At 31.5% G+C, this 23,470-nt stretch carries 19 protein-coding genes; 13 read left to right on the top strand and 6 right to left on the bottom strand.

What is annotated here, in order from left to right; genetic code table 11:
• Window positions 1-336: 336 nt before the first annotated feature.
• A complete protein-coding gene (locus tag B8T70_RS19310) occupies window positions 337-807 on the bottom strand; it encodes a hypothetical protein (RefSeq protein WP_086895900.1) in 471 nt (156 codons plus the stop codon).
• A 179-nt stretch (window positions 808-986) separates the two neighbouring features.
• On the opposite strand from B8T70_RS19310, the gene B8T70_RS19305 reads away from it, so the two are divergent.
• Together B8T70_RS19305 and B8T70_RS19300 are read left to right on the top strand one after the other, a co-directional pair.
• A complete protein-coding gene (locus B8T70_RS19305; RefSeq protein ID WP_086895899.1) occupies window positions 987-3,611 on the top strand; it encodes a phosphatidylglycerol lysyltransferase domain-containing protein in 2,625 nt (874 codons plus the stop codon).
• A 339-nt stretch (window positions 3,612-3,950) separates the two neighbouring features.
• Entirely contained in the window at window positions 3,951-4,355 is a 405-nt protein-coding gene (locus B8T70_RS19300) for a hypothetical protein (RefSeq protein WP_086895898.1), read from the top strand.
• Between the two features lie 400 nt (window positions 4,356-4,755).
• Here the strand turns inward: B8T70_RS19300 and B8T70_RS19295 are convergent, their stop codons facing one another.
• Window positions 4,756-7,311 (bottom strand): adenosylcobalamin-dependent ribonucleoside-diphosphate reductase, encoded by a 2,556-nt coding sequence (locus tag B8T70_RS19295; protein WP_086895897.1) that lies wholly within the window; start codon window positions 7,309-7,311, stop codon window positions 4,756-4,758.
• A gap of 1,336 nt (window positions 7,312-8,647) precedes the next feature.
• Between B8T70_RS19295 and B8T70_RS19290 the strand changes: the two genes are divergently transcribed.
• On the top strand, window positions 8,648-9,151 hold the full coding sequence (locus tag B8T70_RS19290; protein ID WP_086895896.1) for a CAP domain-containing protein: 504 nt from the start codon (window positions 8,648-8,650) through the stop codon (window positions 9,149-9,151).
• Window positions 9,152-9,478: 327 nt separating this feature from the next.
• Entirely contained in the window at window positions 9,479-9,985 is a 507-nt protein-coding gene (locus B8T70_RS19285) for a CAP domain-containing protein (RefSeq protein WP_086895895.1), read from the top strand.
• Window positions 9,986-10,165: 180 nt separating this feature from the next.
• Here the strand turns inward: B8T70_RS19285 and B8T70_RS19280 are convergent, their stop codons facing one another.
• Together B8T70_RS19280 and B8T70_RS19275 are read right to left on the bottom strand one after the other, a co-directional pair.
• Window positions 10,166-11,062, bottom strand: a complete 897-nt coding sequence (locus B8T70_RS19280) for a carbohydrate kinase (protein ID WP_086895894.1) — start codon at window positions 11,060-11,062, stop codon at window positions 10,166-10,168.
• Window positions 11,063-11,209: 147 nt separating this feature from the next.
• Window positions 11,210-12,376 (bottom strand): MFS transporter, encoded by a 1,167-nt coding sequence (locus B8T70_RS19275; RefSeq protein WP_039116255.1) that lies wholly within the window; start codon window positions 12,374-12,376, stop codon window positions 11,210-11,212.
• A 104-nt stretch (window positions 12,377-12,480) separates the two neighbouring features.
• Between B8T70_RS19275 and B8T70_RS19270 the strand changes: the two genes are divergently transcribed.
• The 6 genes from B8T70_RS19270 (at window position 12,481) to B8T70_RS19245 (ending at window position 18,419) form a co-directional block, all read left to right on the top strand.
• On the top strand, window positions 12,481-13,314 hold the full coding sequence (locus B8T70_RS19270) for an AraC family transcriptional regulator (RefSeq protein WP_086895893.1): 834 nt from the start codon (window positions 12,481-12,483) through the stop codon (window positions 13,312-13,314).
• A 558-nt stretch (window positions 13,315-13,872) separates the two neighbouring features.
• Window positions 13,873-14,862 carry a type IX secretion system membrane protein PorP/SprF gene (locus tag B8T70_RS19265; RefSeq protein ID WP_086895902.1) on the top strand — a complete coding sequence of 330 codons (990 nt, stop codon included), beginning with the start codon at window positions 13,873-13,875 and terminating at the stop codon, window positions 14,860-14,862.
• 346 nt (window positions 14,863-15,208) lie between these two features.
• Window positions 15,209-15,769 (top strand): 2'-5' RNA ligase family protein, encoded by a 561-nt coding sequence (locus B8T70_RS19260; RefSeq protein ID WP_086895892.1) that lies wholly within the window; start codon window positions 15,209-15,211, stop codon window positions 15,767-15,769.
• 105 nt (window positions 15,770-15,874) lie between these two features.
• Window positions 15,875-16,804 (top strand): AraC family transcriptional regulator, encoded by a 930-nt coding sequence (locus tag B8T70_RS19255; protein ID WP_086895891.1) that lies wholly within the window; start codon window positions 15,875-15,877, stop codon window positions 16,802-16,804.
• Between the two features lie 102 nt (window positions 16,805-16,906).
• The gene (locus B8T70_RS19250; protein ID WP_086895890.1) at window positions 16,907-17,632 is read left to right on the top strand and encodes an SDR family oxidoreductase; all 726 of its coding nucleotides are present in this window, start codon (window positions 16,907-16,909) and stop codon (window positions 17,630-17,632) included.
• Window positions 17,633-17,651: 19 nt separating this feature from the next.
• Entirely contained in the window at window positions 17,652-18,419 is a 768-nt protein-coding gene (locus B8T70_RS19245) for an SDR family oxidoreductase (protein ID WP_086895901.1), read from the top strand.
• Window positions 18,420-18,517: 98 nt separating this feature from the next.
• Here the strand turns inward: B8T70_RS19245 and B8T70_RS19240 are convergent, their stop codons facing one another.
• Window positions 18,518-18,889: a DoxX family protein gene (locus tag B8T70_RS19240; protein ID WP_086895889.1), complete on the bottom strand. Its 372-nt coding sequence runs from the start codon at window positions 18,887-18,889 to the stop codon at window positions 18,518-18,520.
• Between the two features lie 104 nt (window positions 18,890-18,993).
• Between B8T70_RS19240 and B8T70_RS19235 the strand changes: the two genes are divergently transcribed.
• Window positions 18,994-19,353 (top strand): helix-turn-helix domain-containing protein, encoded by a 360-nt coding sequence (locus B8T70_RS19235; protein ID WP_039116263.1) that lies wholly within the window; start codon window positions 18,994-18,996, stop codon window positions 19,351-19,353.
• 250 nt (window positions 19,354-19,603) lie between these two features.
• On the opposite strand, the gene B8T70_RS19230 is transcribed toward B8T70_RS19235, so the two are convergent.
• Window positions 19,604-20,698: a DUF695 domain-containing protein gene (locus tag B8T70_RS19230; RefSeq protein ID WP_086895888.1), complete on the bottom strand. Its 1,095-nt coding sequence runs from the start codon at window positions 20,696-20,698 to the stop codon at window positions 19,604-19,606.
• A 426-nt stretch (window positions 20,699-21,124) separates the two neighbouring features.
• On the opposite strand from B8T70_RS19230, the gene B8T70_RS19225 reads away from it, so the two are divergent.
• Window positions 21,125-22,216: a sensor histidine kinase gene (locus B8T70_RS19225; RefSeq protein WP_086895887.1), complete on the top strand. Its 1,092-nt coding sequence runs from the start codon at window positions 21,125-21,127 to the stop codon at window positions 22,214-22,216.
• Window positions 22,217-22,221: 5 nt separating this feature from the next.
• Window positions 22,222-23,470: sigma-54 dependent transcriptional regulator (locus tag B8T70_RS19220; protein WP_086895886.1), on the top strand; the 1,249-nt coding region annotated here is incomplete at its 3' end.

The following is a 23,470-nucleotide window of genomic DNA, read 5'->3' as shown; positions in this document are numbered from 1 at the left end:
TAATGCTTGAATTTTTTTTCACCTTAATGTTTTCTTAATATTATAATTGACTCTATATCTATAAAAAATTCTCAAAAAAAAAGCTAAAGCCCCGAATACACTGGGTATTCGGGGCTTTTAATTTTTTAATTTTTGAGTTGAAAACAATTAAAAAAAAACAATTACAACACATTTACAATCAGATAATTGTGTTTTTGTAGTATTTTTTAAGCTAATTAAATCGGATAAACGGCTAAAAACATCGCCAAAGCGTCTTATGAAATACATTTTACAAATAAAAATCTTATAAAAAACAAAACGCTATTCACTAATAATCAAAAAAAAATGCTGCTACAATTAATCTTTTTCTGTTACCTCAAGAAATCCTCCTTTTTTATCAAATACTAAATCAAGGAATTTTCTATCTTTTACAACTCCTACTTCATAAGTTATAATATTATTGCCATCGATAAGTCTTGCTGCTTCTCTAATGGTTTGGTCTGGGTAGTTTTTTTGTATGTAGCTTAAAGCTGCTTTAGGAAGTTCTGTTCTGGCAATTGCCAGTTCATATGCTTTTAACATCCCATTATTATCATAAACTGCTAATCCTACAGATGTACCTGTATTAAATTTAGCCAGATAACGAATGTGATCTGAATCTTCGCCTTCATAATCCTTTGTCCAGGTAGGAACTTTGCCTGTAAACTCTTTTTGAAAAGCAATTGTTACTGCCACAGGAGGAACAACTTCTTTATCTGATTTAACTTCTGTTTGACCAATCATACTTGCTCCATATAAAATGGTTAACGCTAGAAATAGTTTTTTCATAATCACTAATATTTAAAAATTAATAATGGGGGTTAATTTGAATTTAAAATTACTACTGCTAAATGAAAAACAGATTAACTTTTAATTATTTAACACGTATATTTATCATAATTAAGAATTCTATCATATTCAAAAAATATTGTAATACATTTATACTAAGATAATTAATTAAAACAATATTGAAAACACCATCTAAAATTGATTATTGCATAAATTTTTTCAAAGAAAGAAGTGTGCCGTTATTATCCCGAAACGGGAAAGTGATTACGCAATTTATTATAACTCTTTTCTTTCTTGGCGTTGCGATTTGGTTTCTCAAACAGGAACAAACAGAATTGCTTCAGGTAAGGAATAGTTTTACAACTGCAAAACCGCAATGGATTATTGTTGGGATTTGTACAACTATGCTTTACATCTTACTTCAGGGAGTAATGTATATAAATGCATTTTCGGCAATTGGGGTTAGAATTAAATTAAAACAAGCTCTTGCTTTATTCTTAAAACGAAATTTTGTTAGTGTATTTATTCCTGCTGGCGGAGTTACTTCGCTATACTTTTTTACAGAATCTCTAACTAAAAAGGGGATTGAAAAAGTACAAATTCATTTAGCGTCTGCCATATATGGTTTTATAGGTATCTTATCTGTTATAATTATCGGAATCCCATTATTTATTTACGCTTTATTAAAAGGGTCAATAGCATCGGGTGAATGGATTGGAATGCTGGTAATTATTCTCTTAATTCTTGGATTGTTCTTATTATTTAATTCGATATTAAACAAAGGAACTGCCAACAAATTGCTCCTTAAATGGTTTCCTAAAACTGAAATTTTCTTAACCGATTTACAAAACCATACTATAAATCGAAGCAAATTTTTTTATACAATTCTAATTTCTATTTTTATCGACTTAGTGGGAATTACTCATTTATATATTGCAATGATGGCTTTACAATTTGAACCTTCATTAATTGCAGCATCAATGGGATATACAATCTCTGTTATTTTTCTTATCATATCTCCTTTTCTTCGTGGTCTTGGCCCTGTAGAAGTCTCAATGAGTTTTATATTAATACGTTATGGATTTACCAATCCCGAAGCAATTTCGATTACGTTACTATATCGGGTGTTCGAATTTTGGATTCCGTTATTTGCAGGAATACTTACTTTTTTATCCAAAATAAATAGACTCTTAATGCGAATCGTTCCGGCATTGTTATTATTTTGTCTCGGAATAATTAATATAATTTCGGTTTTAACACCTGCAATTAGTGGCCGATTAATGCGTTTAAAAAACTTCTTACCTCTAGAAGCAATTCATTTATCTAATTATCTGGTTTTTACCTCGGGATTGTTCCTATTAGTCACCTCATCATTTATGCTAAAGGGTTTAAAAATGGCTTGGTGGTTTGGCTTAGGATTATCTGTAATTTCGATTATAGGAAATCTTACCAAAGCAATAGATTTTGAAGAATCTATTATTGCCTTAATAGTATGTATAAGTTTAATTGCAACTCGCAAAGAATACTATATTAAAACCAATCCCAGGCTTCGTCTTTTGGGTTTACAAACCGCAATTTTAAGCGTAATAGCTGTATTAATTTACGGGGTAATTGGCTTTTATTTTTTAGATAAAAAACATTTTAATATTGATTTTAGTATTGGTCAGTCAATTCGATATACTTTGCAAAATTATTTTCTGCTTGGCAGTTATGATTTAAATCCTCTGGATAATTTTTCGAAACACTTTCTAGCATCAATTAAAATTAGCGGATTTGTTTCTTTTACCTTTTTAATTTATACGTTGATAAAACCATATATTTTTAAAAATCCTGTAACTGCTGCTGAAAAAGAAATTGCGAATGACATTTTAAAAAAATACGGAAATTCACCTTTGGATTATTTCAAAACTTACTTTGATAAACTGCTTTATATTTCACAAAACAATGAGGCTTTTCTTGCCTATCGCGTTTCGGGTAATTTTGCAGTAGTACTCGAAAATCCTGTTGCAAAAAACAATGATGAAAGAAAACAATGCATCATCGAGTTTGATAATTTTTGCTATGAAGCAGGTTTAAAAAGTAACTATTATCGTATTCCCGAAGAAAATCTGGAGATGTATAAATCTCTTGGCAAAAAATACTTTTTTATAGGACAAGAGGGTGTTGTAGACTTAACGACTTTTAGCCTCGAAGGCGGAAGTAGAAAATCGTTGCGCAATGGATTAAAAAAGATTAGCGATTTAGGATTAAAAGCAACCATAAATTTACCTCCTATAAAAGATGGTTTATTACAAAAAATACAATCGGTTAGTGACGAATGGCTGGAGGAAACGGGACGGAATGAAATCCTTTTTTCTCAAGGTATTTTTTTATGGGACGAATTAAAAAAACAAACTATAATTACAGTCGAAAATAGCGAAGAAAAAATTATTGCTTTCCTTAATATAATTCCAGATTATACTAAAGGCGAAGGAACGTATGATCTAATCAGGAAAACTACCGATGCTCCAAACGGAATTATTGATTTTATTATGATTGCACTTTTTGACTACTTAAAATCTCAAAATCTTACTGCTGTAAATATCGGTCTTGCGCCAATGAGCGGTATCGAAAACCCAAATACGATTCAGGAAAAGTCGATGAAATATGTGTATGAAAAAGTAAAATCATTTTCTCATTACAAAGGCCTAAGGGATTATAAAGAGAAATTTTCGCCTTCATGGCATAATCAATATATTGTCTTTTCTGATGATTATGATTTAATACAAATCCCACAAATACTATCCAAAGTAATTAAACCGTAACTTTCTTTAGCTTTTCACTAAGATTCACTAAACAAGAGCACTGATGATACGGATTTACTAAAGCAAAGATTCGGATAAATAAAGATTTTTTATATCATTATCTTTTTTAAACAATAGACTGTTCAGGTTTGGTTATGCTACCTGTATGATTCAGAATACATCAGAATAAATCAACTTTATTAAGTCACAGTAAAATATGGGCAAAACCGTCCTTTATAAAAAATAGATTTAACCACATAGAATCAAACATTTCTTTCAATTCACATATTTTTTGTTTAAATTCGTTTCTTATCAACAACAAACAACACACTATAAATTAAACACTTACATATAACCCTTATGAAAAATATTTTAAAGCAAGCCTCAGTAATAATGTTATTTCTTACCGTTATAAGCTGTCAGAAAAAATCAGTATCAGATGAGTTAAACGGAAGCTGGGAACTCCGCCATATCGAGGGTATTCAAGTTGCTCGAGTAGATCCTAACTTTAAACCAGGAAACGGTACTTTACTTAAATTTGAAGGACAAAAATATGAGCGCTATTATGAAGGTAAAAAAGAAGAAGACGGCATCTTTGCTATTACCCCAGAAGACACAGTAATAAACAATAGTAAAGCCAATTACAGTTTTACATTTAATAACAATAAAGAAAAAATATATGTATTATTGGAAGGAAATAAACTAGTAATTTTTAATGGAATTATAGCTGCCGATGGAACAGAATCGACTTATGAAAAACTGTAATTTAAACTCTGAGATGATAGCCTTATAGCAACAAAACTGAATCCTCATTATCTGTATTCTATTTTAAACAAAAAGCAAAACGCCTGCAAAGAAAATCCTTGCAGGCGTATTTTATATAATTCATAGTTTTAAACTATCTTTTTGTTGTTTTTGTCACAGATTAAAAGATTTAAAACTTTGCATTCTTTGCGTAAACCATTGTGCCCTTTGCGGTTATTTTTTAACACGCCCTTCATCAAAGATTATGGAGTTTCTCAAGAAGATTCTTCGACTCTTCTCAGAATGACAATATTGCGCAAAACTTTGAACCTTTGTCCCTCAGAACCTCAGCATCTCAAAACCTTAAAAAAAAACTTTGAGCCTTTGTCCCACTAAAAAACCTTTGAACCTCAACAAAAACCTATCCACATTTAGATGATCCACAATCGTTACAAGTAAGACAACCTTCTTGATATATAAGATTCTCAGAGTTACAATTACTACATTTTTGACCATGAGCTTCTGTACCATCTACGATATAACGTTTAAGGGCACGCGCAACACCATTTTTCCATGTATTTATAGATTCACCGTCAAGCTGAAGACTGCTAACTAACTCAACAGCTTTATCTATAGGCATGCCATGTCGTAAAGTACTCGATATTAGTTTAGCATAATTCCAGTATTCAGGATTAAATTTATGCGAAAGCCCTTCGATGGTTGTTTTATAACCTCTGGTGTTTTTATATTGAAAATCATAACGAGTAGTTCCGTCCTCTTTTTTATTTTTGATAATAAGCCCTTCCGAAACCCAACGCGGAATTAAAATTCCATCTTCATCATCTACAAGACCTGTAAAAATTTCATAAGGTCTGCCATCAATTAATCCGATAAAAGCAATCCACTTATCTTTACTATTCTGAAAACGAACCACATCGGCTTCTAATACCTGAGGGCGTTTTGTCGAAAAAATACTTGCTACAGTCGGAGCAGCTTCTTCTTTCTTTTCAGTATTAGCAATAAGCACTCCCGAACGTGAACCATCACGATATACAGTAACTCCTTTGCATCCTGCCTCCCAAGCTTCCATATACAATTTATCTACCATTTCTTCAGGCGTTTCGTTAGGCACATTTATGGTAACAGATATAGAATGGTCTACCCATTTCTGAATCTTTCCTTGCATACGAACCTTACTTAACCAGTCGATATCATTACTTGTCGCTTTATAATAAGGTGATTTTTTTACTAATTCATCAATTTCTTCCTGACTGTAATTTTTAGTAATATCATATCCATTAATAAGCATCCATTCCTTAAACCTATGATGAAACACAACATATTCTTCCCAGCTATCTCCTACCTCATCAACAAAATCTACACGAGCATCTTTATCATTTGGATTTACCTTTCTTCTGCGTTTGTAAACTGGCAAGAAAACAGGCTCAATTCCCGATGATGTTTGTGTCATTAAACTTGTTGTTCCTGTAGGTGCTATAGTAAGTAAAGCAATATTACGACGACCATGTTCTTTCATTTCATAATATAACTCTTCATCGGCTTCTTTTAATCGAAGTAAGAACGGATTGTTTTTTTCTCTTTCAGAATCATAAATAGTAAACATACCACGTTCTTTGGCTAGGTTTACAGATCCACGATAAGCCTCGATAGCAAGTGTTTTATGTATCTTTTCAGAGAATACAACTCCTTCATCACTTCCGTAACGTAATCCAAGCGCAGCAAGCATATCACCTTCAGCAGTAATTCCAATTCCGGTACGACGACCTTCTTTGGCTTTATTTCGGATATTAAGCCATAAATTTCTCTCTACTAATTTTACCTCATCACTTTCTGGATCTGCATCTATTTTTCCTAATATAGCATCAATTTTTTCTAATTCAAGATCAATAATATCATCCATTATTCTTTGAGCTGCAGCTACATGTTTTTTGAAAAGTTCAAAATCAAAAGAAGCCTCTTTAGTAAAAGGATTATTTACATAAGACAATAAATTGATAGCCAACAAACGGCAAGAATCATAAGCGCAAAGCGGAATTTCTCCGCATGGGTTTGTAGAAAGTGTTTTGTATCCTAAATCGGCATAACAATCAGGCAAAGATTCCTTAATGATAGTGTCCCAAAACAAAATTCCTGGTTCTGCAGATTTCCATGCATTATGAATAATTTTATTCCAAAGTTCTTTGGCTTTAATTTCTTTAGAATACAAAGGATTATCGCTAAATATTGGATATTTCTGAACATATATTCCATCAGCCTTAACAGCTTTCATAAACTCATCATCAATACGCACAGAAACATTTGCCCCAGTAACTTTTCCCTGTTCCATTTTGGCATCAATAAAATCGGCTGCATCAGGATGATTAATAGATACCGAAAGCATCAATGCACCACGACGACCATCTTGTGCAACTTCGCGAGTCGAATTAGAATAACGCTCCATAAAAGGCACTAATCCTGTAGATGTCAATGCTGAATTTCTAACTGGCGAACCTTTTGGACGAACATGAGATAAATCGTGACCAACTCCTCCTCTACGTTTCATAAGCTGAACTTGCTCCTGATCCGTTTTCATGATTCCGCCATACGAGTCTGAATTATCATTACCAATTACAAAACAATTTGATAATGACGCAACCTGAAATGGGTTTCCAATTCCTGTCATCGGGCTACCTTGAGGAACTAGATATTTAAAATCTTTTATCAAATCAAAAACTTCAACTTCAGATAGCGGATTAACATACTTTTTTTCAATACGAGCAATTTCACTTGCAATACGTTGATGCATATCATTAGGAGATAACTCAAAAATATTCCCTTCAGAATCTTTAAGTGCATACTTACTTACCCAAACAGTTGCAGCAAGACTATCCCCTTTAAAATATTCTAAAGATGCTTGTAGAACCTCTTCTTGAGTGTACATAATCGCATTGTTTTTTGTAGCTAATAATTTGTCCATGATATTGATAATTTTTAATATTAAATTCTGATGTAAATTTAAAAATAATTAAACTACTAAAAAAATCAAAATAAAAAAGTTTACAAATAAATTAATTTAAAAAACTAAAAATCAACACATTAAAAATTTACTAACATAAAAAAGTTAACAAATTTTTATTTTTAATGTAATACCGAATTAATTTTTAATCACAATAAAACTTCTTTAATAAAACATTTTTCATGCTGTTAAAAACCATCAATAATTCATAAAAATTTTGACTTTTTTTACAGAATACTTTCCTTATTAAGAGTTTTAACAAATAATAATTTTTGATATTTAAAACGTAACGTTGTGCTTCTCCCATAATACATTTCAGCGTTACGTTAATTTTGGTTCACGCAGATTTTGCAGATTTTTTTGTTTTTAAGATTCAGCTTGTGGAAAATATTACGGGAGACGCACTGCGGTGCGCCTCTACAAAAAAACCATTGAACCTTAGTACCTTTGAACCTTTGAATAAAAAAGAGCAAATACCTTCAAACTTTAAGACGCACTGCTATGCGTCCCTACAAAAACCTTAGTACCTCAGTACCTTTGAACCTCAGTACCTTTGAACCTCAGCACCTCTGAACCTCTGAACCGCGGTGCGCCTCTACAGAAACCTTAGAACCTCAGCACCTTTGAACCTTTGAACCTCAGCACCTCTGAACCTCTGAACCTTTGAACCTTTGAACTAAACCCTCAACATTTAAGACACACTGCTATGTACCTCCCATAATGCATTTCAGTGTTACGTTAATTTTGGTTCACGCAGATTTTGCAGATTTTTTTGTTTTGGTTTTTAGGATTAGGCTTGTGGAATATATTACGGGAGACGCACTGCGGTGCGCCTCTACAAAAACCTTAGAACCTCAGCACCTTTGTCCCTTTGCTCCTTTGCTCCTTTGCTCCTTTGCTCCTTTGAACCTCTGCCACTTAAAACCTTTGAACCTCTAAAGAAAAAAACATAATATAAAGAAAAAATAAATACATATTGCATTGATTTTAAGTAATATACATATATAACTTAAAATATTTTAACCGAACTTTACTGTAATAAACAACTACATTACAATTAATAAAAATACCCGCTGGGTGTAAATTAATTTAAAAACTGAGCAACAGAGCTTGGTATAAGCAAACAAAACTATTTCTTTCGGCTAATAAGCTATATCTGTTTTAAATAAAGAAAGCGTCTTTTTTTTGAAAGTTAAAAATCATTTCCCCTTTACCTGTTAGATAAAACTTTCATGACGGTAGCGAAGCAAACAGACGGAGTAATTACAGCCTACGAGTTAATAAAATATATTTTATTATGGCAAAAAAAATCAATCAAATAGCATCCGTAATCGTAATATTATTTACTATCCATTCCTGTGCTAACGATACAAGCATTAGCAACGAACCAGAACCTATCCCCATAGTTGTTGTAGAATACAATTACACCCCTATAGAGCTAGAAACAATGGACTTAATAAACAAGTACAGAGTTAGCAAAGGCCTAAATATGCTAGGAACAATAAACTATCTTTCGCTTAAAGCCGAAGAACATACTAATTACATGATGACCAATAATGCTGTAAGTCATGATAACTTCGCAGTTCGATTAAAAGACATTGTCAGAACTTTAGGTGTTATTAAAGTCAGTGAGAACATTGCTTATAATTATAATACTCCGCAAGAAGCCTTAGATGCTTGGTTAAATAGCCCCGAACATAAAAAAAACATTATGGCCGATTATACTAACTTTGGTATTTCGGTAAGACAACATCCTATTAATGGAAGAAAATATTACACAAACATCTTTGTAAAATATTAATCTATTAGCTTACACTCTCTACATTAACTCTTCTACTCTAGAATAGAAATTTCAAATCTTATTCCTGTCAACTCTGCTCTCAAAGTTCCTGCTGCACAAGCAATACTTATTAATTCCTGCGAAGATTTCTTTTTCACAGAAAAAATAAAATTACGATTACTTCAAGCATAAACTAAGCCTTTATCTCTCAGAATCTTTACATTACAAAACTTAAAAAAAACCTTATTCTATTGATTTTAAACCCTATACAGATATACATTAAAATAAATTGACCAGACCTTTGCCGTATCAAATAAATCTAACTGAATCAGTAAATTATTTTTTATTATGGCAAAAAACATAAGTCTAATTATATCATTAATCACAATAGTATTTACGCTACATTCATGCTCTAATGATAGTAGTAATAGCAATGAAACAACAAAACCTATTCCTGAAATTGTAGTAGACTATAATTATACTCCAGCAGAATTAGAAGTAATGGATTTAATAAACGAATATAGAACTAGTATCGGTTTAAACACATTAGAAAAAATAAACTACGTTTCTGTTAAATCCGAAGAACATAATAATTACATGATTACTAATAATATTGTAAGCCATGATGATTTTGTAGCTCGTTCAGAAGACATCATTAAAACTCTTGGTGTTATAAAAGTAAGCGAGAATATTGCCTATAATTACAACACCCCAAAAGCTGCTCTCGATGCTTGGTTAGCTAGTCCTGAACACAAAAAAAACATTACAGGAGATTATAGCAATTTTGGTATTTCGGTTACCGAAAACCCTATTAATGGCAGAAAATACTACACCAATATCTTTGTAAAATATTAATAATACAAATCAAAAAGTGAATCTATTTTTTGATTCTAAAATAAATGCAACATCTTTTAAAAATTAATTAAAGAAATACCACATCTTAGATTATTTTAATATCCAAAAGCAGAAAAACACTCTCAAAAGGAGTGTTTTTTTTTTGTTTCTTATTCATTAAAAAAAATGAAAGATCTAAGATTATTTTAGCATTAACTCTTCTATTTTAGAATAGGAAATCTCAGGATTTGCTCCTGCCGAACCCGCTACTAAAGCTCCAACTGCGCAAGCAAGATTTAATGATTCCTGCGGAGATTTACCCGTAAGTAATGAACTAATTAATGTTGCAAGAAAGGAATCTCCTGCTCCTACAGTATCTACAACTTTTATCGAGTAACCGCTATTATGATACAATTTACCTTCCCATAATAATGATGCTCCATCTTTACCCTTGGTTACACACATGGCTTTAGCATTTGTTTTTTTAGCAATAAATGCTATGTTTTCCTCTAAACCAACATAAGGAGACCCCATAGCCGAGGCAATTTCCAGCAACTCTTCGTCATTAAACTTTATAAAACTAGCCGATTGCATTAACTTCTCGATTATATCATACGAGTAATGCGGCTTCCTTAAGTTTACATCAAAAACCTTGTAAAGATCATTTTGAAGCAATTCTTCTAATGCTAAACGAGAAACAGAATCCCTACAAACCAAACTCCCGTAAATAAGTACATCGGCTTGAGTAACCAACTTTTTTGCCGTTTCATTTAAAACAATTTTATCCCATGCCGATGGATAATTAATTTCATAACTAGCCGATCCATTTTCATTTAAAGAAACCTGAACTAAACCGGTCGGAAATTCTTCCGATTTGATAATAGCATCGGTTTCGAGACCAAGACTTTTAACCTGATTTATTATTGCTATTCCGTCTGTATCATTACCTACACAACTTATCATCGCAACATTACAACCCAATGCCTTCATACGTAAAGCAACATTAAGCGGAGCACCTCCTATTTTCTTTTCGTTTCCAAAAACATCCCAAAGTACTTCTCCATAAGAAACAGCATTAAGTTTTTTCTCGTTATTCATTCTAAAATCAATTTAAGTATTGCTATCAAAACCTACATCAGTAAAGTAAAAATAATCTTTTATTTCATGTAACCAAATAAGCAAAAGCTATGTCTGTAAACAAAAAGACAAGTCTATTAGACTTGTCTTTTATAAAAATATTATTTTTTAAACTCTTTGTAATTGCATCACGTATTTTTTTCTTTGTATAAATATAAAGGTAAAGAGTATTCCCAAAAATGACATTCCTACTCCTATTAAATTAGGAGAAGCATAACTATAACCAGCTATTAGAGGCAATCCTCCTAAAAAGGCTCCTAATGCATTTCCTATATTAAAACTTGCCTGAATCGCTGCCGAAGCAATCATTTCGGCACCTGTTGCTGTCTGAATCATTAACATCTGGATTGGTGCTACAATCGAAAACGAAACACATCCTGTTAAGAAGGTCAAAAATAAAGACGCATACTGATTGTATGAAAAGAAATAAACCAAAAGCAAATCGATAGCCATTACAAAAAGCAACATTATAACAGTAGTTGATGCCGAAAATTTATCAGCTAATTTTCCTCCTATAAAATTCCCTATCACCATTCCTAATCCTGCTAAAATTAAGATATACGGAACATTCTCTGGCGAGAAACCAGATACATTTGTTAGCAAAGGCGCGATATAACTAATCCAGGAAAACAATCCTCCAAAACCTATTGCTGTAATTGCAATTATTAACCAAGCCTCAGTTTTCTTAAAAAACTGCAATTGAGTTTTCATGCTTTCGCTTTTATTAGATTCCAGATTTGGCATCCATAAATAAATAAAAAGAAATGTAAGTAATCCGATTACTGCAATAAGTACAAATGTATAACGCCATAAAAAATGATGCCCTATATAAGTTCCGATAGGAACACCTATTAAATTTGCCAATGTTAATCCCGAAAACATAATAGAAACAGCCTGCGCTTCTTTTCCTTTATCAGCAAGTCGGCTCGCTACAACAGCTCCCACCCCAAAAAAGGCTCCGTGAGGTAAGCCCGATAATAATCTCGATGCAAATAATATTTCGTAAGTAGGCGCAATAATCGAAAGAGCATTAAATACAGCCAACATCATTGCCAGAATTAAAAGCATTTTCTTTGGTGGATAATTTCTTCCTATAATAACTAATAGTGGTGCACCAATTACAACACCTAATGCATAAGCAGAAATTAAATATCCTGCTACAGGAATAGAAACATTCATATTCTGAGCAATATCAGGCAATAAACCCATCATCACAAACTCTGTGATTCCAATAGTTAAACCGCCCAATGAGAGCGCAATAAGACTTTTTTTCATTTGATTTTTTATAGAAAAGGAATAGATTTTCTATGCAGCAAATTTACATCCGGCAATGTTAAAATAAGTTGTATATTTACGACATTAACTTGTACATATCGAGCATGCCGAAATTAAATCAATTTGAAACACTTGTTATAGATGAATTTGAAGAAGAAAAATTTCACCTTCCTTTTCATGGCCATACCTATTATGAAATTATTTATATTGTAAAAGGCAATGGAATTCATCATCTCAATCAAAACTTACTTCCGTACAAAACTGGTGACCTATTTGTAATTTCGCCCGAAGATGAACATTGTTTTGATATCAAGAAATGCACTCGATTTGTATATATAAAATTCACAGATAATTATTTCAATTCAAATAAAAGCCTTTTCTGTGATGATTTATTACTCAATACTCCAGAGTGTTTTATGCGGGATAAACTCCTAAAAGAAACCGTTCTAAAATTAGATGAGCCTTGTAAAACAATCCTAAAAAACACAATAGAAAACATTACAGCTTACAACAGCCGAATAGATGTAACTACTTCTCCAATTGTATTTTATCAGATCCTTTCAATCTTCGGATTAATCAAAGAAACCATGCGTGGCATGAATCCTAAAGCACAAGGAAATCATTTTGATAGCGAGCAAATCACATCTTATATCCATCAGAATATTTATTATCCCAAACTGGTTCAGATAAAAGCAATTTCTGCTCATTTTAATATAGCCGAAACCTATTTTAGCGCCTATTTTAAAAGAACATTCGCTATTAGTTATCGTGATTATATCAATAACCTAAGAACGATATTAATCGAAAAAAGAATTACCAACAACCAAATGCCCATCAAGCAAATTGCCTACGAATTTGGCTTTACAGACGAAAGTCATTTATCAAATTACTTCAAGAAAAGAAAAAACATGAATCCTAGCGATTTCAAGAAATTGTAAATTCTAAGACGTGTGTATATTTATTGATTGCCTATAGAGGGAACACGGATAAAACAGATTCGCTAAAGCGAAAACACAGATAAAAACGGATTTCTTTCTATTGTTTTTTATTTACGTAAAAGTCACAAACTAAGCAACCTTTGAACCTTTGCCTCTTAGTACCTTAGAGCCTTAAAAAAGAAGTCATAAATCACAACGATTATTTTAAACACAAACTAAGCAACCTCAGCACCTCAGAGCCTGTACCTCTGTACCTTTCCTAAAAAAACCTTTGAACCTTTGCCTCTTAGTACCTTAGAGCCTTAAAAAAAAGTTATAAATCACAACGATTATTTCAAACAAAAACTAAGCAACCTTAGCACCTCAGAGCCTTAGTACCTCTGTACCTTTCCTAAACTAAAAATGTCTTATTCAGCTATTTTTATATCTTATTACAGCAATAAATCCATCCTTTCTGAGCTTACTTTGCAAAAATCCAGGTGTTTATTATATCGTGAAAACAAGTGTATTTCAGTATAATACCCTATTACAGTTTAATAAATACCATTTACGGCTTTGATATATACTAAAATTAGATTTTCAGTTCTTTTATTATTTATATTTTCCTTTTCTTATTCTCAAGAAGGAATTCCTATATACTCCGATTATTTATCAGACAACTATTACCTGATACATCCATCAATGGCAGGAGCTTCTGATTGTACTAAATTAAGAGTAACATCACGCAGCCAATGGTCTGGACAAGACGATGCGCCTTCGCTTCAAACATTAAGCCTTAGCAGCCGAATTGGAGATAGAACTGGTGCAGGTATTATACTCTTTAATGATAAAAATGGATATCATTCTCAAAAAGGAATTAAACTTACTTATGCCTATCATATTCTTTTCTCAAGAGATGAAATGGACTTAAATCAACTTTCATTTGGTATGAATGCTGGAGTTATTCAAAGTCAGTTAGACGAAACTTCATTCATTGGGTTTGACCCAATTGTTAACGGAGGCGTCTTAAAAGATTCTTACTTTAATGTTGATTTTGGAGCGTCTTATAATTATCTAAATTTTTATACCCACGCAACAGTTCAAGGTGCTCTCGAAACAAGACGTCAGTTATATACTGAATATGAAAGTAAAAATATCCGAAAATATCTTTTGAGTGCAGGATATACTTTTGGGAGCAAAAAAAGAATATGGATAGAACCTTCATTCCTTTTTCAGCTAGTTGATAAAACCAAAGAAAAAATAATCGACATTAACTTAAAAGCTTATAAAAAAATTGGAGAAGGTAATATATGGGCAGCCTTGTCATACCGAAGAAATTTTAATGGTACCGAATACTATGATGGTATTGATGTTTCTAAACAAAACCTACAATACGTAACTCCTATTTTGGGCGCTAAGTACAAAAATTTCATGTTTGCATACACGTATTCTAAAGTTATAGGCGATATACAATTTGATAACGGAGCATATCATCAAGTTACATTAGGAATAAATTTATTCTGCAAAAAAGAGCGATATGAATGTGAATGTCCTGCGATAAATTTATAATTCTGATTTAAACAAAAACAACCGATTGTAACAAATAAAAAAGCGAATATCCATTTTTAGGCTATTCGCTTTTTAAGTAACTTGGCATTGATATTTTTTTTGCTAATATATTGAATCCTAAAAAACATAAAATTACAGACATACTGAAGTAGCAATTAATGATGCTATAAAATATTTTGAAAGTAAAACTAAATTTAATAAAACCGTTCATCATAATCTGTTTATGAAAGACGCACTGCGGTACGTCTCTACAGAAAATCTTTGAACCTTTGAACTTTTGAATCTCTGCATCTTTGAACCTTTAAAAAAGATTTATTCCTTAATTTTGCTTCAAAACGAAACCACCATGCAAAAGCATTATTCAGTAGCTATATATCCTCCAGAGGCGACTATCGCTTTGATTAAATCAATGAAAGAACAATTGGCTGATGAAATAAAATGGTTTAACAGCAAAAATTCAGTTGCGCATATCACCATTTGCGAATTTAAAGCTACGGATAAAGAACTTGAAATAGTTAAAGCTAAATTAAACCGTTTATGCGATTCTTTTGAACCTTTTGAGGTACAACTCGATAAATTTGATTCTTACCCTAATGGAGCTTTTGTAATAACTCCAAACGAGGTTTCCAGAAACAAATTAAAACCAATTATGAAACGGGTTCACCAATCACTTGTTATTCCGAATATGAAAAAAAGTGATAATCCGCATCTATCTATTGCAAGAAGATTAACTCCTGAAAATATCGAAATTGCAAACCGACTATTTACTACAATTAATACCAACTTCATATGCGATAGTATTGTACTAAGACAATTTAACGAAGTGGTAAAACAATTTTCAGTAATCGATACTTTTCAATTCAACAGTAATACACAACCAGAATTAATACAAGGAACACTTTTTTAGTATAAATGCAACCAACAACTTTAAACTATCAACAATCAACTATAAACCAACAACAATAAACAAATAACCAAATTTCGTATATTTGAATTTCACAAATCATTTGGTATGAAAACAACGTCTATAGACGAGTTTTATAAAAATCTCACTGAAGGTTCGGATATTGAACCAAGTTCGTTATTACCGAATGATATTAAAAAAGAAATCGGTCACTTTAATGTTTTCAACACAAAAGAACTTTGGGAAAAACTCCGAGAAAAACCCTTTATGCCTTATGACCGAAGAGCATACTACAAAATAAGCTTAATAAGAGGTAAAAACAGAGCCGAATACGCCGACAAAGTAATTGATATTGAGAAAAATGCTATTCTATTTGCTACTCCAAAAATCCCTTATCATTATGTTCCACAAGACATCTATCAATCAGGGCATTTTTGCGTTTTTACATCCGAATTTATAACAGGAAATAAAAACGGAATAGAACTCGATGAACTTCCTATTTTTAAATCTGATGGATATCCAATTTTTCTATTAACGGATGAAGAATCTGCAGAAATTGAATTCATATTCCAAAAGATACACAAAGAAATCAATTCTGACTACCTCTACAAGTATGATTTAATTCGTAATTATGTATCTGAATTAATTCATTTTGGGCAAAAATTACAACCCATAACAGCTTTATATTCCAAACATAATTCCGCAGCCAGAGTTTCTTCATTATTTATAGAATTACTTGAGAGACAATTCCCTATAGAATCTCCACACCAAAGATTGGAATTAAAAACTGCTAAAGATTTTGCAGCACGATTATCTATTCATGTAAATCATCTTAATAAAGTACTTAAAGAAAATACAGGTAAAACTACTACCGAATTAATAAGTAGCCGACTAACACAGGAAGCCAAAATTCTATTAAAAGAAACGGATTGGAATGTATCTGAAATTGCATATTCACTTGGTTTTGAAGAACTAGCACACTTTTCTAATTTTTTCAAAAAACAAACTACACTTACACCATTATCATTTCGTACATAATTAGTCTGATTTGAATTTCGCAAACATCAGATTGATATTTGCAACTCTCCAGTTTTACTTCGTTCCTACCTTTGTCTTATCAATTTAAAAATAAATATAGCAATGGAATTACTGAACAATAAAATACTAATTACTGGTGGTGCAAGCGGTATTGGCTTGGGACTTACCGAAAGATTTATTAAAGAAAATAATACTGTGATTGTTTGCGGAAGACGTGAATCGGTCTTAAAAGAACTTACCGATAAATTCCCAACAGTAATTACTAGAATATGTGATTTATCGATTGAAGAAGAACGAATAGATCTTTATAAATGGATATCCGAAAATCACAGCGATTTAAATGTTCTTGTAAATAATGCAGGGATTCAGCAATGGATGAATGTTTCTGACGAAGATTTTTTTGAACGCGCAAAAACTGAAATAGCAACCAATATTGAAGCTCCTCTACATCTAATCTCTCTTTTTATTAATTTAAAATCGCTTAAAACGGTTATGAATGTTACCTCGGGACTTTCTTTTTCTCCTTATGCCAAAGTACCTGTTTATTCAGCTACAAAAGCCTTTTTTCGTTCATTTACTTTGTCTCTTCGTCATTTGCTAAAACCAAAAAACATTGAGGTAATCGAAATAATTCCGCCTGCATTAAATACTGACCTTGGAGGTATCGGTTTGCATAATGCTGCTCCAAGTGTAGAAAGTTTTATCGAATCTATTTTTGAACAATTAAAAGAAGGAAAAGACCAACTTACATTTGGATCTAGCGAAACAAGAGCTAATGCAAGTGCAGCCGATTTAAAAACAGCATTTAACCAAATGAATGCCAATTAATAACAATAAAAGAATCAAAATGACAACAAACACAAAAATAGCCTTGGTAACTGGTGGTAGCAGAGGATTAGGAAGAAATATGGCAATAAGCATTGCTAAAAAAGGAATTAATGTAATGCTAACTTATAATAGTAACGAAGATGAAGCTAAAGCTGTTGTAGCCGAAATTGAAAAACTAGGACAAAAAGCAATTGCATTACAACTTAATACTGGAGGAGATATAAAGAGTTTTGATACTTTTTACAACCAAATTACAGCTGTATTAAAAGAGACTTTTAATACAGAACGCTTTGATTTTTTAATCAATAATGCCGGTATCGGAATAAATGCTCCTTTCGCTGAAACTACCGAAGAACAATTTGACCAGTTAATGAATATCAATTATAAAGGTGTTTATTTCCTGACCCAAAAAGCATTGCCTTTTTTACAAGATGGTGGTCGAATAATTAATATCTCAACAGGATTAGCGCGCTTTACAGGACCTGGTTATTCTGCTTATGCTTCGATGAAAGGTGCGATAGAAACATTTACAAAATACCTTGCAAAGGAACTTGGTAACCGAAAAATCACTGCCAATGTTGTAGCTCCCGGAGCAATAGAAACCGATTTTGGTGGTGGAGCCGTTAGAGACATCCAGCAATATAATGATTACGTAAAATCTGTAACTGCCTTGGGTCGTGCCGGATTACCAGATGACATTGGTGGTGTTGTAGCTTTTTTATGTACCGAAGATGCCCGATGGATTAATGCGCAACGTATTGAGGTTTCGGGAGGAATGAATTTGTAAAACCATTCACCATTAAGAAATTAAGTTTCATTAAGGATAAACACTTCCCTTTTCTTAATCTCTTAATGGTGAAAAAATATTTAGACAATTAGCTACTTTTATAAAATTATTTTAAAAGTCTTGTCTGTCCATAACAGTAATACAGTGAGAATACACATTATAAGAGAATTATAAAAATGATTGTATTCCTGATGAGCCATATGAGCTGTAAATGCACCTATTGCAAAAGGAAACAACAATAGAATCCCGATTGTTTTTATAGGCGGATTAAATAACCCTATAATGATTAGCAAGACACCGATAAGTTCTCCGATACCAATATAAATTGTCCAAATCTTGTTAAAGCCTAAAGATTCCATGCTTTTCATCATAGATTCTTTTTGAAAAACTTTGAAAAGTGAGGCATACCCAAATACATAGAGATAATACAAATAACTCGCCCAGTAAATGATTGTTTTAATAGTTTCCATTTTTTACAAATTTTAATTTTTACGCTGTAAATGTATTTACTAACTTGCATTTATTAAAGTACATACAAAATTGTAGGGTACTGATAAAAAAGTAAGTACACGTTATGAGAAAAGAAAACTCTACCAATAGTATTAATGAAAATTACTTAAACGAAAATTGTGGTATCGCCTACACGCTATCGATAATTGGAGGGAGATGGAAAATAAACATATTAAGCTATCTTATAAATGAGAATAAACTCCGATACAGTGAATTAAAATTAAGACTTACAGGAATTTCTGAGCGTATGCTTATTTCTAAACTTAAAGAATTAGAAAATGATGGTTTAATAAATCGGATTGTTCACGCACAAGTCCCTCCTAAAGTAGAATATGAATTAACGGAACTTGGTAAATCTTTTAAAGAAATTTTAGATTTAATGTCCAACTGGGGAGAGAAAAATAACAAGGTACTAAGGCACTGAGTTGTAAAAGTTATTCCACTTGAACACAAAATTCATCATCTTATCATTCTGAGCGGAGCCGAAGAAACTCCATAAGTGAGTCTATAACCTATTTAGAGTCACTTATGGAGATTGCTTTTTCAACTCACTATAAATTCTTATCTTCTTACGTCAGGATAATATTTCAAGTACTATTTTGTTTGTTTTATGTTCAAACGGAATAACCTTAGAACCTTTGCAACTCAGAACCTCAGATAGTACCTCAAAAAGACTAATTCATATATCTATTAAAAGATTGCCAGTATTTGTCTTTGTAAATTTCATATTCAATCTCAACTTGAGAGGCAAATTTATTCTTAATCTCTTCCAGTACTTTTGAAGGTTTTCTAAAATCTTTACAAGCAAAATAAATTTCTCTTAAATTTTCCGCAGTTTCACGCCCTAGATTAAGATATCCTTCGGAATCTTTAAGTTCTTTCATTAAAAAATCATCTTCGATTTCATTTAATAACTGAAATGTTTCATTATCAGGAAATCCGTTATTATCCTCTCCATTATAACCTATTTTTACGGTTACAATCCACGGATGTGATGGTTTAGCATCCCATTCAAACAATGTAGAATTGATAACTGCAATTAGCGGTAAACCACTACTAAGTGTAGCTTCAAGACTAGAATACCCATCATTCTTAGTATTATGCCTTACTCCTTCATACTTCTCTACAAATTCCTTTTGTCTCCAAATCAGGAAATCTTGTAGTTTCTCGATAGGTACTAATTCTTTATTTGCTTCATCTTTACCAATTACATCAATTATATCTATGTTTTCGGTAAAATGTAATTCTCCCAGATAATTATCTAAAAAGATATAAGTTCCGTTAGTTATAATTGGCTTATTCTCTTCATTACAATCTAAATGTACTACTGTAATATCTATTTTATCTGGATATTCCTTATCATCATTTGAGTAAAAAAAAAGATTATCACTACCAAAAGTATAATCTCCCATTTTTATAGAAACATTTTTAATATCTGTCGCTGGTTTTAAGGCAGTAAATTTCCAGTTCGGAAGTTTAGGAGCTGCATTAACTAATTCTTCTACAAAAACAATATTCTTTATGTTTCCATCGGCAGTAAGAACCAATTCAGCAGTTTGTTCATTAAGCATTCCAGTCAAAAAGAAATACCCCTCTTTTAAACTTTCTAGTTGGGGAGATAATTTATCAAAAAAATCTTTCTCGATATTTGTACCTCTATTCACAGCGTTGTAAAAATCCTTTTCATTTTTTTCAAACCAATTCCAAAAATCTGCATTTGACTTTATAGCTTCACTCTTTTTTCCAAAAATATTTTTAAGCATACTCATTATATTATTTTCTAATTATTCTTTTAATTTCAATTTATATTCAAATATAACAAAGTGAAAAATTATAAAGAAATTAAAGACATAAAAGGTAACAAAATTATAAAGATTGTTTACCTCTCTCATTTATATAAAAAAACACCTATTTCTTCCTCACTGCATCCATTTTCAATTTCTTGAACTAAATAAAATCCAAAAAAAATTGTCGCTTTTTTATTAAAAATATTACGCTTTTAAGTTAATCAAAAAAGCAATTGCTAAATAGCCCTGAAAAGTTATAATAATAGCAGAATAAGTCACATTACAATAGTCTATTTAGTTCATTTTTAAATAGTTAAAAGAAAATTAGAATTCCTAGTTTCAATTAGGAAATTTATCTAACTTTGATTAGTTTTATAAATTTTTTAACCTTTTTCCTACAAAAAAGCAATGATTAATAGTGCCCCAGAAGAAAAACTAAAAGAAAGAATTAAAGAATTATTATGTCTTTATCAGATTTCAAAAATAATTTCAAAATCTAATAATGTTAATAAAGTTACTCTAGAAGAAATCATTTTTTCTGTGGTAAAAGCATGGAGATTTTGTGATGATTCTATAGTCGAAATTCAGATAAATGATTATACACTAGCTACAGCATTAATTCCAAAAAATAATGTTTCGCAACATAGTGAAATAATAGTATCAAATAAAGTCTCAGGATTTATCAAAGTATATTATCCTCAGCCAAAATATAATCTTAATCATTTTCTAAAAGAAGAACAAGAACTTTTAGATACCGTTTCTTTTGAAATTGGCAATTACATAGAAAAGTACCAAAATTTAGAAAAAAAGGCTACTCTAAGGAAAACTTTAGAGAGAAAAGACAGACTATCTATTCTTGGAGAAATGACTGCAGGAATTGCACACGAACTTAATACCCCCCTTGCTAACATATTAGGGTTTGCAGAGCTTATTAAAGATGAAACCAAAGATCAAATAATTATTGATGATATCGCAAAAATCATAAATTCCGCAATCTATTCACGCGAAATAGTCAAAAAATTAATGTTTTTTTCTTGTGGTATGCCTCAACAATTACAATTGCTAAAAATAAAGCCAATAGTAACTGATGCTCTCACCTTCCTTAAGCAGAATTTTCAGAAAAAGAGTGTACAATATCAACTTGATTTTCAAGATGATGATATTATTGCAAAAGTAGATTCCATTCAACTTACTCAAGTTTTATTTAATCTACTTATAAATGCAATATACGTAGCCCCAAAGAATAGTATCATCTATATAGGAGTGAATAGTGACGAAGAAAATATGATACTAAAAATAGCAGACAATGGCCCTGGAGTTCCTCATGAAATTAAACAAAAAATATTTGACCCATTTTTCACTACAAAACCTGTAGGCGAAAGCTGTGGCCTTGGACTTAGTGTAGTACATGGAATAATTAAAAACCATAATGGAGATATAGAGGTGATTGATAATACCCCAAGTGGAACGATTTTTTTAATAAAGTTACCATTACAATAATTAAAATGAACTCAAAGAAAGAAAACATACTAATTGTAGATGATAATTATGACATGCTAGATTTGCTTCAGCGCAATCTAAAAGCATTAAATTATCATATCTATAAAGCATCATCAGTAAATGAAGCTTTAGGTATTTTAAAATATACCAGTATAGACCTCCTTATAACCGACCTTAATATGCCGGAAATAAATGGTATTGAATTAATAAAGTTTACTGAAGAACATTATCCATTAATGCCTAAATTGGTAATAACAGGTTTACCTTCAATTAATAGTGCAGTAATTTCGATACAAGCTGGTGCATTCGATTATTTGGTTAAACCATTCACAAATGAAGAACTTAAAAAAGCGGTTGAGAATTCCTTTACAAAAACAAGAAATAAAGCAAAAACTCTACTACCGAAAAAAACCTCTATACCAATAGATAATAATTATTCTGGTATTGTAGGTAACTCTGATCAATTAAGAGATTTAATTGAGATAATAAAAAGAGTTAAAAATAACATGGCAACAGTACTTATACAAGGAGATAGTGGTACTGGAAAAGAACTTATCGCTAAAGCAATACATTATAATGGTATTCTAGCGAAAATGCCTTTTATTACTGTAAACTGCGGTGGAATCCCAGAAGGACTAATGGAATCTGAACTTTTTGGTTATGTAAAAGGAGCATTTACCGGAGCTAACGAATCAAGAATCGGATTGTTTCAAGCAGCTTCTGGAGGAACAATTTTTCTAGATGAAATTGGCACAGCTTCATTTTCTGTACAAACAAGACTTCTTAGAGTACTTCAGGAAAAAGAGATTACAAGAGTAGGATCACAAATTCCCGAGAAACTTAATGTTCGAATAATTGCTGCATCTAATACCGATTTATTTCAAATGGTACAAAAAAATGCTTTTAGAGAAGATTTATATTATAGACTAAATGTTGTTAATATCAAGACAACACCTTTAAGAGAAAGAAAAGAGGATATCATTCCTATAATAGACACTTTTTTAAAAAAATATAGTATTGAATATGATAAACCAAACATCTCAATCACCGAAAAAGCGATCGAAATATTACTACGCTACTCTTGGCCTGGTAATGTTCGTGAACTCGAAAATATTATACAGCGTATGATAATAATGAGCGATGATATTATAGATATTCAACAAATTCCAGAGCATCTTAAATATCACATCTCAAGTGGAGAAATAAACATTCTTAAATCACTAAAAGAATATGAAAAAGAACAGATTTTAAAAG

The sequence above is a fragment of the Flavobacterium sp. AJR genome, from assembly GCF_002156885.1.
Classification (GTDB): Bacteria; Bacteroidota; Bacteroidia; order Flavobacteriales; family Flavobacteriaceae; genus Flavobacterium.
The sequence above is the reverse complement of the archived record's forward strand: the minus strand, read 5'-3'. Positions and strand labels throughout refer to the sequence as shown.